General features: G+C 53.7%; 12 protein-coding genes and 7 tRNA genes. 1 reads left to right on the top strand and 18 read right to left on the bottom strand.

What is annotated here, in order from left to right; all coding sequences use genetic code 11:
• Positions 1-53: 53 nt before the first annotated feature.
• The 10 genes from rihA to miaB form a co-directional block, all read right to left on the bottom strand.
• On the bottom strand, positions 54-989 hold the full coding sequence (rihA, locus tag J4614_RS10905) for a pyrimidine-specific ribonucleoside hydrolase RihA (protein WP_001207417.1): 936 nt from the start codon (positions 987-989) through the stop codon (positions 54-56).
• Between the two features lie 116 nt (positions 990-1,105).
• On the bottom strand, positions 1,106-1,831 hold the full coding sequence (gene gltL / locus J4614_RS10900; RefSeq protein ID WP_000631369.1) for a glutamate/aspartate ABC transporter ATP-binding protein GltL: 726 nt from the start codon (positions 1,829-1,831) through the stop codon (positions 1,106-1,108).
• Positions 1,831-2,505 (bottom strand): glutamate/aspartate ABC transporter permease GltK, encoded by a 675-nt coding sequence (gltK, locus tag J4614_RS10895; protein ID WP_000272802.1) that lies wholly within the window; start codon positions 2,503-2,505, stop codon positions 1,831-1,833. Before gltK ends, gltL begins: the two co-directional genes overlap by 1 nt.
• Complete coding sequence (gltJ, locus tag J4614_RS10890; RefSeq protein ID WP_000020930.1) at positions 2,505-3,245, bottom strand: glutamate/aspartate ABC transporter permease GltJ; 741 nt, start codon at positions 3,243-3,245, stop codon at positions 2,505-2,507. Before gltJ ends, gltK begins: the two co-directional genes overlap by 1 nt.
• Before the next feature lie 159 nt (positions 3,246-3,404).
• Positions 3,405-4,313 carry an amino acid ABC transporter substrate-binding protein gene (locus J4614_RS10885; RefSeq protein WP_001518176.1) on the bottom strand — a complete coding sequence of 303 codons (909 nt, stop codon included), beginning with the start codon at positions 4,311-4,313 and terminating at the stop codon, positions 3,405-3,407.
• Positions 4,314-4,667: 354 nt separating this feature from the next.
• Positions 4,668-6,206, bottom strand: a complete 1,539-nt coding sequence (gene lnt / locus J4614_RS10880; protein ID WP_023213792.1) for an apolipoprotein N-acyltransferase — start codon at positions 6,204-6,206, stop codon at positions 4,668-4,670.
• A 19-nt stretch (positions 6,207-6,225) separates the two neighbouring features.
• Positions 6,226-7,104, bottom strand: coding sequence for a CNNM family magnesium/cobalt transport protein CorC (corC, locus tag J4614_RS10875; RefSeq protein ID WP_001278612.1), 879 nt, complete (start codon positions 7,102-7,104; stop codon positions 6,226-6,228).
• A 157-nt stretch (positions 7,105-7,261) separates the two neighbouring features.
• Entirely contained in the window at positions 7,262-7,735 is a 474-nt protein-coding gene (gene ybeY / locus J4614_RS10870; protein ID WP_000084477.1) for an rRNA maturation RNase YbeY, read from the bottom strand.
• Positions 7,732-8,778 (bottom strand): PhoH family protein, encoded by a 1,047-nt coding sequence (locus J4614_RS10865; RefSeq protein ID WP_023213793.1) that lies wholly within the window; start codon positions 8,776-8,778, stop codon positions 7,732-7,734. Before J4614_RS10865 ends, ybeY begins: the two co-directional genes overlap by 4 nt.
• A gap of 204 nt (positions 8,779-8,982) precedes the next feature.
• Positions 8,983-10,407 carry a tRNA (N6-isopentenyl adenosine(37)-C2)-methylthiotransferase MiaB gene (gene miaB / locus J4614_RS10860; protein ID WP_001519200.1) on the bottom strand — a complete coding sequence of 475 codons (1,425 nt, stop codon included), beginning with the start codon at positions 10,405-10,407 and terminating at the stop codon, positions 8,983-8,985.
• A gap of 143 nt (positions 10,408-10,550) precedes the next feature.
• Here miaB and ubiF point away from each other — a divergent pair, with 143 nt between their 5' ends.
• Complete coding sequence (ubiF, locus tag J4614_RS10855; RefSeq protein WP_000184627.1) at positions 10,551-11,726, top strand: 3-demethoxyubiquinol 3-hydroxylase; 1,176 nt, start codon at positions 10,551-10,553, stop codon at positions 11,724-11,726.
• Positions 11,727-11,858: 132 nt separating this feature from the next.
• On the opposite strand, the gene J4614_RS10850 is transcribed toward ubiF, so the two are convergent.
• The 8 genes from J4614_RS10850 to asnB all read right to left on the bottom strand — a co-directional run bounded on the left by J4614_RS10850 (position 11,859) and on the right by asnB (position 14,453).
• Positions 11,859-11,933, bottom strand: a tRNA-Gln gene (locus J4614_RS10850).
• A 43-nt stretch (positions 11,934-11,976) separates the two neighbouring features.
• Positions 11,977-12,051, bottom strand: a tRNA-Gln gene (locus tag J4614_RS10845).
• 46 nt (positions 12,052-12,097) lie between these two features.
• Positions 12,098-12,174: transfer RNA gene (locus J4614_RS10840), tRNA-Met, on the bottom strand.
• 15 nt (positions 12,175-12,189) lie between these two features.
• Positions 12,190-12,264, bottom strand: a tRNA-Gln gene (locus tag J4614_RS10835).
• Between the two features lie 35 nt (positions 12,265-12,299).
• A tRNA-Gln gene (locus J4614_RS10830) sits at positions 12,300-12,374 on the bottom strand.
• Positions 12,375-12,397: 23 nt separating this feature from the next.
• Positions 12,398-12,482: transfer RNA gene (locus tag J4614_RS10825), tRNA-Leu, on the bottom strand.
• A gap of 8 nt (positions 12,483-12,490) precedes the next feature.
• Positions 12,491-12,567 (bottom strand) — tRNA-Met (locus J4614_RS10820).
• Between the two features lie 221 nt (positions 12,568-12,788).
• A complete protein-coding gene (asnB, locus tag J4614_RS10815; protein ID WP_001728312.1) occupies positions 12,789-14,453 on the bottom strand; it encodes an asparagine synthase B in 1,665 nt (554 codons plus the stop codon).
• Positions 14,454-14,558 lie beyond the last annotated feature (105 nt).

The following is a 14,558-nucleotide window of genomic DNA, read 5'->3' as shown; positions in this document are numbered from 1 at the left end:
ACCAAAAATCGTTCACGTAGGCCGGATATGGCGAAGCTGCCATCCGGCAAATATTACGCGTAAAACTTCAGCCGTTCCGCCAGCAAATCGACAAATCCCTGGCGGTCTACATCGACCATCACCGTTGCATTCGGCTTATTCCCCGTCAGGAAATAATAATCCACCACCGTCATCCCCTGGGTGTATTTCCCCTGGGTTTCCACGCCAACCCAACGCTCAACGGTGGTGAAAATCTCGGGTTTCAGCAGCCAGGCGATGGTGCATGGGTCATGCAGCGGCGCGCCGACAAATCCCCATTTTTCGTCTTTGTGGTACTCCATAAAGAAGTCCAGCAGTTCGGCAACGATGGTGGAAATCGGGTTGCCAATAGCGCGAAAGCGTTCGATATCGGCGGCGTGAATCTGCGCCTTATGGGTGACGTCCAGCCCGGCCATCACCACCGGAATGCCTGACTGGAAGACAATTTCTGCCGCTTCCGGGTCGACGTAAATATTAAATTCCGCAGCGGGCGTCCAGTTACCCAATCCCATTGCTCCGCCCATGATCACAATGCGGGCGATTTTCGTATGCAGTTCCGGATGGCTATTCAGCAGCAGCGCCACGTTGGTCTGTGGGCCAGTGGAGACGATGGTGACTGGCTGTGAACTCTCACGCAGTGTTTTTGCCATCAGCTCAACGGCAGTGCCGCTTTGCGGGGCGAATGACGGCTCGGGCAGCGCCGGGCCGTCAAGACCACTTTCGCCGTGAACGTTATCGGCGATAATCAGTTCGCGCATGAGAGGTTTCACCGCGCCGCCCGCCACCGGAATATCCGGGCGTTTGAGCAGTGTCAGCATCCGCAGCACGTTGCGCAGGGTCTTATCCGGCGTCTGGTTGCCGGCGGAAGAAGTGATCGCTTTCACTTCCAGTTCAGGGGAGGCGAGGGCGAGAACGAGGGCGATCGCGTCATCATGACCCGGATCGCAATCAATAATAATGGGCAGTGCCATAGCGGTTCCTTGTAAGCGGTACTTTGTGACAAGGTTAACGCCCGGCTGGATACGTTTCGAGAAGCGAAGCGGTAAAGCGTGAGATAGCGCGCACTCTGACGTGCGCGCCGGGAAGATTAGTGCAGGATTTTCGCAAGGAAGTCTTTTGCGCGATCGGAACTGGGGTTAGCGAAGAACTCCTCTTTTGGCGAATCTTCGACGATTTTACCTTCATCCATAAAGATCACCCGGTTAGCCACTTTACGGGCAAAGCCCATTTCGTGCGTCACCACCATCATGGTCATCCCTTCGTTCGCCAGTTCGACCATCACGTCCAGTACCTCGTTGATCATTTCCGGATCGAGTGCGGAAGTCGGTTCATCGAATAACATGGCAATGGGGTCCATACATAGCGCACGGGCGATGGCGACACGCTGCTGCTGACCGCCGGAAAGCTGCGCCGGGAACTTGTTGGCATGTGCAGACAGACCAACGCGCTCCAGCAGCTTCAGGCCTTTATCGCGGGCGGCGGCCTTATCGCGTTTCAGCACTTTCACCTGCGCCAGCGTCAGGTTTTCGATGATCGACAGGTGGGGAAATAGCTCGAAGTGCTGGAATACCATGCCCACGCGGGAACGCAGTTTCGCCAGATCGGTTTTTTTGTCGTTCACAATAATGCCGTTAACGGTAATTTCGCCTTTTTGCACCGGTTCCAGACCGTTGACGGTCTTAATTAGCGTGGATTTACCGGAACCCGATGGCCCGCAGACTACCACCACCTCACCTTTTTTCACTTCTGTTGAACAATCGGTCAGCACCTGAAAGTGACCATACCATTTTGAAACATTTTTCAGGGTAATCATTAAACTGTCCTTTTCTTCAAATAGCTGACCAGCAACGACGCGCTCAGGCTGATAACAAAATAAACGGCGCCGGCGAACAGAATCATTTCGACCTGAGTTCCGTCACGCTCGCCGATAGTCGACGCGGTGCGGAAGAAGTCCGCCAGGCTGAGTACATAAACTAAAGAGGTGTCCTGAAATAGCACGATGCCCTGCGTAAGCAACAGCGGCACCATCGCCCGAAACGCCTGCGGCAGAATAATGAGCTTCATCGACTGCCAGTGGGTCATCCCCAGCGCCAGCGCGGCGCTGGACTGCCCGCGGGAAATACTTTGAATACCGGCGCGAATAATCTCGGAATAGTAGGCCGCTTCAAACATAGAGAATGCCACCATCGCGGAGATCAGGCGGATATCGGTTTTCGGCGATAGTCCCAGCACGTTTTGCAGAAAGCCGGGTACAATCAGATAGAACCACAGCAAGACCATCACCAACGGGATGGAACGGAAAACGTTAACATACGCTTTAGCAAACCAGGCGATAGGGGTAAAGCTTGAGAGGCGCATGACGGCCAGAATGGTTCCCCAGACTATCCCCACGACAACGGCGGTGACGGTGATCTTCAGCGTGATGACCAACCCGGCCAGCAGGTAAGGCAGTGAGGGGATAATCGAACTCCAGTCAAATTCGTACATTATTTGCTCCCCACGTTGCCCGGCAGGCGGACTTTGCGTTCAACCAGGCTCATGACCAGCATGATAACGGCGTTAATCAGCACATAGGCCAGCGTAATGGCGGTGAAGGATTCCCAGGCGTGCGCCGAGTAATCCAACAGTTTGCCTGCCTGCGCCGCCATATCCACCAGGCCGATGGTTGAGGCAATAGCCGAGTTTTTCACCAGGTTCATCATCTCTGACGTCATTGGCGGCACGATAACGCGATAGGCATTCGGCAGCAGGACATAGCGATAAGCCTGCGGCAGCGTTAGCCCCATCGCCAGCGCCGCGTTCTTCTGCCCGCGAGGCAGAGACTGAATCGCGGCGCGCACCTGTTCGCAAACGCGGGCGGCGGTAAACAGTCCCAGACAGATCATTGAGGAGAGGAAAAACTGAATATTGGGATCGAGTTCCGCCTTAAACCACATGCCAAGATCTTCCGGCAACAGTTCAGGCACCACCAGGTACCAGGTGAAGAATTGCACGATCAGCGGCACGTTACGGAACAGTTCTACGTACAATGTGCCCAGTCCGGAGAGGAAACGGTTGGGAACGGTACGTAAAATGCCGAAAATAGATCCTACCAGGAAAGCGATAATCCAGGCGGTAATCGAAAGGGCTACGGTGACCTGAAAACCACTCCATAGCCAGCCGAGATAGGTGGTATTGCCGAAGGGGGCTTCCTGTAAAAAAATACCCCAGTTCCAGTCTATTGACATACATCTACTCCGAAAAAAAAGGGTAGCAGTGCTACCCTCGAAGATTGTTGCCCGGCGATTTGCGGTTTCAGGCCCGAGGGGGAACGACCATCAGGCTTATAGTCTGTCCGTGCTGAGCGACAATCGAGAGGACAGGAGTCCCGTCCCATTTAGTTTTAGTTAGTTAAGCGCTTTATCATTCGGTGCTTTGAACAGGGCTTTCATCTCGTCAGACAATTCGAAATTCATGTTCAGGTTTTTCGGTGGGATCGGATTTTTAAACCACTTATCAAACCACTTTTCCGCTTCGCCGGAGGTTTGCGCCTGAGCGATGGTATCGTCCATCAACTTTTTAAACTCAGGGTCGTTTTTACGCAGCATACAGCCGTAGGCTTCCTGGGACTGCGGTTTACCGACAATCTCCCAGTTATCCGGTTTCTTGGCTTTGGCGCGCTCGCCGGCCAGCAGCGCGTCATCCATCATAAAGGCGACGGCGCGACCGCTTTCCAGGGTGCGGAACGAGTCACCGTGGTCTTTCGCGCTAATAATACGCATCCCCATCTTTTGCTCTTCGTTAAGCTTATGCAGCAGAATTTCAGAGGTCGTCCCGGAGGTGACGACGACCGCTTTGCCTTTCAGATCCGGGAAATCTTTAATATCGCCGCCTTTTTTAGTCAGCAGTCGCGTCCCGACGACGAAAATCGTATCGGAGAAGGCGGCCTGTTTCTGGCGCTCAAGGTTGTTAGTCGTTGAACCACATTCAAAATCGAAGGTTCCGTTTTGCAACAGCGGAATACGGTTTTGCGAGGTGATCGGAATCAGCTTCACCTGCAGATCCGGCTTGTTAAGTTTCTTTTTTACCGCTTCCACAATGGCGTTGGAGTAGTCCTGGGAATAGCCGACCACTTTCTGCTGGTTGTCGTAATAAGAAAAGGGCACAGAAGATTCGCGATGCCCGACGACGATCACGCCATTTTTAGCGATCTTGTCCAGGGTGCTACCAGCGGCAGGCGCGCCATCTTCTGCGTGCGCAAGGCCCGCAGACAGTCCCATGACCAGCATTGCTGTGGTTAGCTTACGTAATTGCATATCCAACTCCTTTATCATCTGCGCCGTCGACGCATTGATAGCTATTGTGATGTTGTTATTGCCTGCAACTTGCGCGTGCAGTGTTATGTGTGTTTGTTAACATTTAGTGTGGCTTGTTGTAAATATTTTGCTGCGATATTGTTTATTTTTGCGAAGTGCGCCGCACCGTTCAGAGGCAAAAATCCTACATTGCACCGTTCAGGTGCTACCGATGATCGATTTTGGTGCGACCAGGTTGCACAAGCAGCCAGAACAGGTTTGCCATGTTTAACAAAGCAATAGACGTGCCAGAATGGGGGAAAAAGGAGAATTTTCAGGCCGGATAAATGAAGCGCTATCCGGCCTGGGGAGAGATTATTTCCGTCGTTGTCGCAGACTCATCACTACCGCGCCAAAAGCAAACAGCGCGGTCAGTACCCATAGCGGCCAGTTGCCGGTACGAGCATAGGGAGTTAACCCCGTGGTCGGCGTGACTTTGGTGGTCAGCACCTGGCGTGTGAACTGCGGGATCATCGCCTGAATTTCGCCCTGCGGGCCAATCACCGCCGTAATACCGTTATTAGTACTGCGCAGTAACGGACGCGCCAGCTCCAGCGAACGCATCCGCGCCATCTGGAAATGTTGCCACGGGCCAATGGACTTACCAAACCAGGCGTCGTTAGAAATCGTCAGCAGGTAGTCGGTGTCCGGGCGGAAGTTATCCCGCACCTGTTCGCCAAGAATAATTTCATAACAGATTGCCGCCGTCAGCTTATAGTCGTGCGCATGTAACTGCGGCTGGATATAAGGGCCGCGGCTAAAGGAGGACATGGGCAGATCGAAGAACGGCGCCAGCGGACGCAGGATAGACTCCAGCGGAACGAACTCGCCAAAGGGTACAAGGTGATTTTTATTGTAGCGATTGGGCGAGTCATAACTGTATGGATTATCTTTGCCCAACGTAATAATCGTATTGTAGGTGTCGTATCGATTCTGTTTATTGAGACGCGCATCGACAATACCGGTGATCAGCGTGCTATTTTTTTCGCGTAACATCTCGTCCAGCGAACGAAGGAAGGGCTGCTGATTGATTTCGAGATCCGGAATCGCCGACTCAGGCCAGATAATAATCTGTGATTTGCCTAATTCTGGGCGGGTTTCGTTGAGATAAATTTTTAGCGTATTCAGTAGCTGGTTTTCGTCCCACTTCAGCGACTGCGGAATATCGCCCTGCACCAGCGATACCTGGGTCGCTTTGGTCGGTTCCAGCGTAAACCACTGGATATAACGTAGCGGAAAGGGCAAAGCAAACAGAATCACGGCGACAGCCAGCGGACGCCAGTTCCGCGTCGCCAGTGCCAGCGCTAACAGGCCGCTGATCATCATCAGCAGGAAGTTGATCGCTTCGACGCCCATTACCGGCGCCAGGCCTTTTAGCGGGCCGTCGACCTGACTATAGCCAAATTGCAGCCAGGGGAAGCCGGTCAGCACCCAGCCGCGTAAAAATTCGGTGATTTGCCATATTGCAGGCGCGGCGATAGCGACGCGCAGCCAGTTGGTTTTTGGCCACAGGCGCGACAAAATCCCGGCAAACAGTCCGGTATACAGCGAGAGATAAGCTGCAAGCAGCACCACCAGAAAAACGTTAACCGGGCCCGGCATGCCGCCAAACTGCGCGATACTGACATAAACCCAGTTAATCCCGCTACCGAAAAGTCCGAGTCCCCAGCAATAGCCGATGGCGGCAGACTGGAGCGGGCGGCGATTGAACGTTAAGGCCTGCAGCCCGATAAGCGATACTATCGCTGCGGGCCAGACGTCATACGGAGAGAAAGCCAGTGTTCCGCAGGCGCCGAATAATAACGCCAGCAGCAGGCGAATACGCTGGCGTTCAATTAACGAGGCAAATGCCATTTTTAGTCCACTATTGCTGTTATTCGTCCAGTTTTGGCTGGGGCGAGTCATCCGGGATCCTGACATGCACCTGAATAATACGACGACTATCGGCCATCGCCACTTTGAACTGGTAACCATCAATGTCAATGGTTTCGCCGCGGGCCGGTAAATGGCCGAACGCCTGCATCACCAGTCCGCCGATGGTATCGACTTCTTCATCGCTGAAGTGGGTGCCGAAAGCGTCATTGAAGTCTTCAATCGACGCCAGCGCGCGAATCGTCCAGGTATGGCGGCTAAGCTGACGGAAGTCGATATCGTCTTCTTCGTCATACTCATCTTCAATTTCACCGACAATCAGTTCGAGGATGTCTTCGATAGTCACCAGGCCGGAAACGCCGCCAAACTCATCGATAACGATGGCCATATGGTAGCGCTGGGAGCGGAATTCCTTGAGCATACGGTCAACCCGTTTGCTTTCCGGTACGACAACCGCGGGGCGTAACACTTTGTCCATGCTGAAGGCTTCGGCATCGCTGCGCATAAACGGCAGCAAATCTTTGGCCATCAGAATCCCTTCAATGTGATCTTTATCTTCGCTGATCACCGGAAAACGCGAGTGGGCGGACTCGATGATAACATCGAGACATTCGTCCAGGGTCTGGTTGCGTTTCAGGGTAATCATCTGGGAGCGCGGGATCATAATATCGCGAACGCGCTGGTCGGCGATGTCCATTACGCCTTCGAGCATATCGCGCGTATCTTCATCGATAAGCTCGTTCTGCCCGGAATCACGGATCAGCGCCAGCAACTCATCACGGTTTTTAGGTTCCCCGTGGAAAAGCTGGCTGAGTAGCAGGGAAAAAAATCCCTTTTTACTGTTTACTGTGTCACTACTGTGTGAATTGTCGTCGCTCATGGCGTCGTATGGGTTCTCATGTTAGTTAATACAAAGCTCGTCATGCGTATACTCAGCTGTGACGGCATGTTTTGCCTGATGGCGCTACGCTTATCAGGGCTACAAAAGGCATGAATGTAGGCCGGATAAGGCGCAAGCGCCGCCATCCGGCAAGTTACTATTCTGCAATCTTCTCGGCAATGTACGGATCCTCATAGCCCATAGCAAGCATAATCTCCGTTTCGAGAGACTCCATCTCTTCCGCTTCGTCATCGTCGATATGATCGTAACCCAGCAAATGCAGGCTACCGTGCACGACCATGTGCGCCCAGTGCGCCTCCAGCGGCTTGCTCTGTTCCTGCGCTTCCTGCTCCACGACCTGACGGCAAATAATCAGATCGCCCAGTAGCGGCATTTCAATGCCGGGGGGCGCTTCAAACGGGAAGGAGAGAACATTAGTGGGTTTATCTTTCCCGCGGTACGTCAAATTAAGGTCATGGCTTTCGGCCTCATCCACCAGACGGATTGTGACTTCCGCCTCTTCCTGAAACTGCGGAATAACGCCGTCCAGCCAGCGTTGAAACTGAGCTTCATCCGGCAGGCCCGCGTGGTTTTCACAGGCCAACTGTAAATCGAGGATCACCTGGCTCATTTCTGTTTCTGCTCCTGGGCTTCACGCTTACGCTCTGCCGCCAACGCCGCTTTGCGTTTTTGTTCTGCCTCTTCCCAGGCTTCATAGGCGTTAACAATGCGGGCAACGACCGGATGGCGCACCACGTCTTCGCTGTGGAAGAAGTTAAAGCTGATTTCATCGACTTCCGCCAGCACTTCAATGGCATGACGCAAGCCGGATTTGGTGTTGCGTGGCAGGTCAATCTGCGTCACGTCACCGGTGATCACCGCTTTCGAGTTAAAGCCGATACGCGTCAGGAACATCTTCATCTGTTCGATAGTGGTGTTCTGGCTTTCATCCAGAATGATAAAGGCGTCGTTTAATGTGCGTCCGCGCATATAGGCCAGCGGCGCGACTTCAATCACATTGCGCTCAATCAGCTTCTCGACTTTTTCAAAGCCGAGCATTTCGAACAGCGCGTCATACAGCGGACGCAGGTACGGGTCCACTTTCTGACTTAAATCGCCTGGCAGGAAGCCCAGTTTTTCGCCCGCTTCCACCGCCGGACGGGTCAGCAGAATACGGCGAATCTCCTGGCGCTCCAGGGCGTCTACCGCAGCGGCGACCGCAAGATAAGTTTTACCGGTACCCGCCGGGCCGACGCCAAAGGTAATATCGTGATCGAGAATATTGGCGATGTACTGCGCCTGGTTCGGGGTACGCGGTTTAATCACGCCGCGCTTAGTTTTGATATTAATAGCTTTGCCATAGTCAGGCACGCTTTCCGCGCTCTGTTCCAGCACCCGCGCTTCTTTGATCGCCAGATGAATTTGTTCCGGTTCGATATCCTGAGTCTGGCCGCGCATCGGTGCGGTATCGACATACAGACTTCGCAAAATATCTGTCGCCGCGGTCACGCAAATCGGACGACCGGTCAGTTTAAAGTGATTGTCACGGCGGTTGATTTCAATACCGAGACGACGTTCGAGCTGTTTAATATTGTCATCAAACGGCCCGCAAAGGCTCAACAGACGGGCGTTGTCTGCGGGCTCAAGGGTAATTTCGCGAGTGTCTATATTCAAACTGTTCCTCTTGTATCTGTATCGCCGGACGCTGAACATTTACCGGCATCTAAGGAAATTATTCACGCCATAGGGAAAAGGCGCAAGCATTGCAATGAAGATGGGGATGGAGAGAGAAAATTGCAAGGCCCGTCGGGCGACAGGCCATGACCAGGAAGCCCGACAGGCGTAGCGCCATCGGGCATTATTGCCTTTCCTGCAGGATTAAGGCTGGTAGAATCCTACGCCCAGCTCATTTTCTTTACGGGTACGGGCAATGACGGACTCCGGCGTTTCGGCGACGCGCAGACCCATTTCATCTTCGGTACGCACCACTTTTCCGCGCAGGGAGTTCGGATAGACGTCAGTAATTTCCACATCGACAAACTTACCGATCATCTCCGGCGTGCCTTCAAAGTTCACCACCCGATTGTTTTCGGTACGGCCAGACAGTTCCATAATGTTTTTACGTGACGTGCCTTCCACCAGAATGCGCTGTGTCGTGCCGAGCATACGGCGGCTCCATGCCATCGCCTGCTGATTGATACGCTCTTGCAGAATATACAGACGCTGCTTTTTCTCTTCTTCCGGTACGTCATCAACCATATCGGCAGCCGGCGTTCCCGGACGCGCAGAGAAGATAAAGCTGTAGCTCATATCAAAGTTGACGTCGGCGATAAGCTTCATGGTTTTTTCGAAATCATCGGTAGTTTCGCCAGGGAAACCGACGATAAAGTCAGAGCTTATCTGAATGTCCGGCCGCGCCGCGCGCAGTTTACGGATGATTGCTTTATATTCCAGCGCAGTGTGGGTGCGCCCCATCAGATTCAACACGCGATCGGAACCGCTCTGTACCGGCAGATGCAGGAAACTGACCAGTTCCGGCGTATCGCGGTACACCTCGATAATATCGTCGGTGAACTCAATCGGATGGCTGGTGGTAAAGCGAATACGGTCAATGCCGTCGATGGCGGCAACCAGACGCAGCAGATCGGCAAAGGTGCCGGTGGTGCCGTCGTAGTTTTCTCCGCGCCAGGCGTTAACGTTCTGGCCCAGCAGGTTGACCTCACGCACGCCCTGCGCCGCTAACTGGGCGATTTCGAACAGGATATCGTCTGAGGGACGGCTGACTTCTTCACCGCGGGTATACGGTACCACGCAGTAAGTACAATATTTATTGCAGCCTTCCATGATAGAAACGAAAGCGGTCGGGCCTTCTGCGCGCGGTTCCGGCAAACGGTCGAACTTCTCGATTTCCGGGAAGCTGATATCGACCACCGGGCTGCGGTCGCCACGCACGGAGTTAATCATCTCCGGCAGGCGGTGTAAGGTTTGCGGGCCAAAAATAATGTCGACGTAATGGGCGCGTTGACGAATGTGCTCGCCTTCCTGGGAAGCCACGCAGCCGCCGACGCCGATAATCAGATCGGGATTTTTCTCTTTTAACAGTCTCCAGCGACCTAATTGATGGAAGACTTTTTCCTGAGCCTTCTCGCGGATTGAGCAGGTATTCAACAGCAGCACATCCGCCTCTTCCGCCACGTCGGTTAGTTGATAGCCGTGGGTGGCGTCCAGCAGATCGGCCATCTTCGATGAATCGTACTCGTTCATCTGACAGCCCCAGGTTTTAATATGGAGTTTTTTAGTCATCGACTTGCTCTTGCGAAATAGTGGCTGAAAAGCAGGGCGCATAGTGTAATGCTTTGGCGCGGTTGTGACCAGTATGACTGACGTCAGCCCTAATGGGTAAAAAATCCTGTAAACTTGTCTAAAACGTAACAGGATGAATGACCATGACAAATCAACCAACGGAAATTGCCATTGTCGGCGGGGGAATGGTCGGCGGCGCGCTGGCGCTGGGTCTGGCGCAGCAAGGATTTACGGTGATGGTAATAGAACATGCCGCGCCTGCGCCGTTTGTGGCTGACAGCCAGCCTGACGTGCGGATTTCGGCCATTAGCGCGGCATCCGTGGCGCTGCTTAAGGGACTGGGCGTTTGGGAGGCGGTGCAGGGGATGCGTAGCCATCCTTATCGGCGACTGGAGACCTGGGAGTGGGAAAACGCCCATGTGGTGTTCGACGCCGCTGAACTCAAGCTGCCGCTGTTAGGCTATATGGTAGAGAACAACGTCCTGCAACAGGCGCTATGGCAGGCGCTGGAAGCGCACCCCGGCGTGACGCTGCGCGTTCCGGCTTCACTGGCGGCATTGCACCGCCGCCACGATGGTTATGCGCTGGAACTGGCCGACGGCGAATGGGTAACGCCGAAGTTAGTGATTGGCGCCGACGGCGCGAATTCGCAGGTTCGGCAAATGGCGGGAATTGGCATTCATGCCTGGCAATATGCGCAGTCGTGTATGCTTATCACCGTCAAGTGTGAAAATGCGCCAGGCGACAGCACCTGGCAGCAGTTTACGCCAACGGGGCCGCGCGCCTTTTTGCCGCTGTTCGACGATTGGGCGTCGCTGGTGTGGTATGACGCTCCGGCACGTATTCGCCAGCTACAGAGTTTATCGATGACGCAATTGCAGGTGGAAATTAACCAGCATTTTCCGGCGCGTCTGGGGGCGGTGATGCCGGTCGCGGCGGGCGCGTTTCCGCTAACCCGTCGTCACGCGTTGCAGTATGTACAACCGGGGCTGGCCCTGGTAGGCGACGCGGCGCATACCATTCATCCGCTGGCCGGGCAGGGCGTCAACCTGGGGTATCGGGATGTTGATGCGTTGATTGATGTGCTGGCGAGTGCCCGTAGCTATGGCGAGTCCTGGGCCAGCCATTCGGTGTTGAAACGCTATCAGACGCGGCGCATGGCAGATAATTTTATGATGCAAAGTGGAATGGATCTGTTTTATGCCGGGTTCAGCAATGAATTGCCGCCGCTGCGTATTTTACGCAATATGGGGCTGATGGCGGCGCAGCGCGCAGGCGTGCTAAAACGTCAGGCGCTGAAGTATGCGTTGGGGTTGTAGTTTGTGTTATGCCGGGTGGCGGCAATACCTTACCCGGCCTGTATTCGCCCGTAGGCCTGATAAGCGTAGCGCCATCAGGCAGTCCGAATTACCAGAAAAGCAAAAAGCTCGCCGAAGCGAGCTTTTTAAAGGTGGCTGGGGTACGAGGATTCGAACCTCGGAATGCCGGAATCAGAATCCGGTGCCTTACCGCTTGGCGATACCCCAATTGTCGTACTTCTTGCGCTCATTAGCAGAGCGTCTTTAAAACTGGCTGGGGTACGAGGATTCGAACCTCGGAATGCCGGAATCAGAATCCGGTGCCTTACCGCTTGGCGATACCCCAACAAATTATTTTCGAACCGGTCGAATACCTCGACGCATTCTGAATATGGTGGCTACGACGGGATTCGAACCTGTGACCCCATCATTATGAGTGATGTGCTCTAACCAACTGAGCTACGTAGCCAGATGATTTCTTCGATGGCTGGGGTACCTGGATTCGAACCAGGGAATGCCGGTATCAAAAACCGGTGCCTTACCGCTTGGCGATACCCCAATACCGTCGCGGTGAACCGCAAACTCGAAGAAATATGGCTGGGGTACCTGGATTCGAACCAGGGAATGCCGGTATCAAAAACCGGTGCCTTACCGCTTGGCGATACCCCATCCGTACAACGCTTATCGGTGAATGGTGCGGGAGGCGAGACTTGAACTCGCACACCTTGCGGCGCCAGAACCTAAATCTGGTGCGTCTACCAATTTCGCCACTCCCGCAAAAAAGATGGTGGCTACGACGGGATTCGAACCTGTGACCCCATCATTATGAGTGATGTGCTCTAACCAACTGAGCTACGTAGCCATCTTTTTTCGCGTTACCTTATCGGCGTTGCGGGGCGCATTATGCGTATTGAGCCTTGAAGCGTCAACCTCTTTTTCATCGAAAAACGTCGGAAAGTGTCTGTTTGGTTAGGTTGCGAACAGCGTGGCGCAATATTCGGCAATTATTGGTTATTAATCGTTTTTCCGAAAGTGGTTTGCTATAAAAAAAGAGCCCCTAAGGGCTCTTTCGTCATCGTTAATTTACTGGTACGCCGACTGATGCACGCCGACCGCGCGGCCTGATGGGTCATCCATCGTTTTGAATGCTTCATCCCACTCAATGGCTTTGGCGGAAGAACAGGCGACGGACGGGCCGCCGGGTACGCATTCCGCCGCGCTTGGCACCGGGAACAGCTCTTCAAAAATTTCCCGGTACAAGTACGCTTCTTTAGACGACGGCGTGTTGTATGGAAAGCGGAAGCGGGCGGTTTCCAGTTGTTGATCGGAAATCTGTTTTGCCGCCACTTCTTTCAGCGTATCAATCCAGCTATAGCCTACGCCGTCAGAGAACTGCTCTTTCTGGCGCCACGCCACGCTTGCCGGAAGATAGGATTCGAAGCACTCGCGCAGTACATGTTTTTCCATTTTACCGTTGCCGCACATTTTGTCCTGCGGGTTGATGCGCATTGCCACGTCGAGGAATTTTTTATCCAGGAACGGTACGCGTGCTTCCACGCCCCAGGCGGACATTGCTTTGTTGGCACGGGCGCAGTCATACATATGCAGAGCCTGCAGTTTACGTACGGTCTCTTCGTGCAGTTCTTTGGCGTTCGGCGCTTTATGGAAGTACAGGTAGCCGCCAAATACTTCATCAGAGCCTTCGCCAGACAGCACCATTTTGATGCCCATCGCTTTGATTTTACGCGACATCAGGTACATCGGCGTGGAGGCGCGGATGGTGGTCACATCATAGGTTTCGATGTGGTAGATAACATCACGAATGGCATCAAGGCCTTCCTGCACGGTGAAGTGAATTTCATGGTGCACGGTGCCGAGGTGGTTAGCTACTTCCTGCGCGGCTTTCAGGTCAGGTGAACCTTCCAGACCGACGGCGAAAGAGTGCAACTGCGGCCACCAGGCTTCAGAGCGTTCCTGATCTTCGACGCGACGGGCGGCGAATTTTTTGGTGATCGCTGAGATAACTGAAGAGTCCAGACCGCCGGACAGCAGCACGCCGTAAGGAACGTCGGACATCAGGTGGCTTTTCACGGATTCTTCCAGCGCCTGACGAAGCTCATTTTTGTCGGTGACGTTGTCTTTTACCGCATCGTAATCGAACCAGTCGCGCTGATAGTACTGACGAATTTCGCCGTCTTTGCTCCACAGGTAGCTGCCCGCCGGGAACTCTTTAATGGTGCGGCAGACCGGGGTCAGCGCTTTCATTTCTGACGCTACGTAGAAGTTGCCGAATTCGTCATAGCCCATGTAGAGCGGAATAATACCGATATGGTCACGACCAATCAGATAAGCGTCTTTTTCGCTGTCATACAGGGCGAAGGCGAACATCCCCTGTAAATCGTCAAGGAAATCCGGCCCTTTTTCCTGATATAGCGCGAGGATAACTTCGCAGTCGGAGCCTGTCTGGAACGCGTAACGATCGCCATACTCCGCGCGTAACGTCTGATGGTTATAAATTTCACCGTTCACCGCCAGTACGTGGGTTTTTCTGGCGTTATACAGGGGCTGGGCGCCGGCGTTAACATCAACAATCGACAAGCGTTCATGTGCGAGAATCGCGTTATCGCAAGCGTAGATGCCGGACCAGTCCGGGCCGCGATGGCGCATCAGGCGTGACAGTTCAAGGGCTTTTTTACGCAGTTCCGCTGCATCTGTTTTGATATCGAATACGCCGAAAATAGAACACATAGCCTTCTCCGTTAATCTGTTGCGTCGTACTTTTTGTGTTTGCTTGACTAAAAAATGCCGCAAAGGCGTGGAAGGCGCAAGGGGATTACGGTCTGAAAAATGAAA

The organism is Salmonella sp. 32031103-2018-00083-FB-01-SM-01 (assembly GCF_017571995.1).
Taxonomy (GTDB): domain Bacteria; phylum Pseudomonadota; class Gammaproteobacteria; order Enterobacterales; family Enterobacteriaceae; genus Salmonella; species Salmonella enterica.
This window is presented reverse-complemented; position numbering and strand designations above follow the sequence as displayed.

Excerpts from the sequence above, each read along its gene's own strand:
- rihA (WP_001207417.1), bottom strand. The coding sequence starts at position 989 with ATGGCACTGCCCATTATTATTGATTGCGATCCGGGTCATGATGACGCG.
- gltL (WP_000631369.1), bottom strand. The coding sequence starts at position 1,831 with ATGATTACCCTGAAAAATGTTTCAAAATGGTATGGTCACTTTCAGGTG.
- gltK (WP_000272802.1), bottom strand. The coding sequence starts at position 2,505 with ATGTACGAATTTGACTGGAGTTCGATTATCCCCTCACTGCCTTACCTG.
- gltJ (WP_000020930.1), bottom strand. The coding sequence starts at position 3,245 with ATGTCAATAGACTGGAACTGGGGTATTTTTTTACAGGAAGCCCCCTTC.
- J4614_RS10885 (WP_001518176.1), bottom strand. The coding sequence starts at position 4,313 with ATGCAATTACGTAAGCTAACCACAGCAATGCTGGTCATGGGACTGTCT.
- lnt (WP_023213792.1), bottom strand. The coding sequence starts at position 6,206 with ATGGCATTTGCCTCGTTAATTGAACGCCAGCGTATTCGCCTGCTGCTG.
- corC (WP_001278612.1), bottom strand. The coding sequence starts at position 7,104 with ATGAGCGACGACAATTCACACAGTAGTGACACAGTAAACAGTAAAAAG.
- ybeY (WP_000084477.1), bottom strand. The coding sequence starts at position 7,735 with ATGAGCCAGGTGATCCTCGATTTACAGTTGGCCTGTGAAAACCACGCG.
- miaB (WP_001519200.1), bottom strand. The coding sequence starts at position 10,407 with ATGACTAAAAAACTCCATATTAAAACCTGGGGCTGTCAGATGAACGAG.
- ubiF (WP_000184627.1), top strand. The coding sequence starts at position 10,551 with ATGACAAATCAACCAACGGAAATTGCCATTGTCGGCGGGGGAATGGTC.
- asnB (WP_001728312.1), bottom strand. The coding sequence starts at position 14,453 with ATGTGTTCTATTTTCGGCGTATTCGATATCAAAACAGATGCAGCGGAA.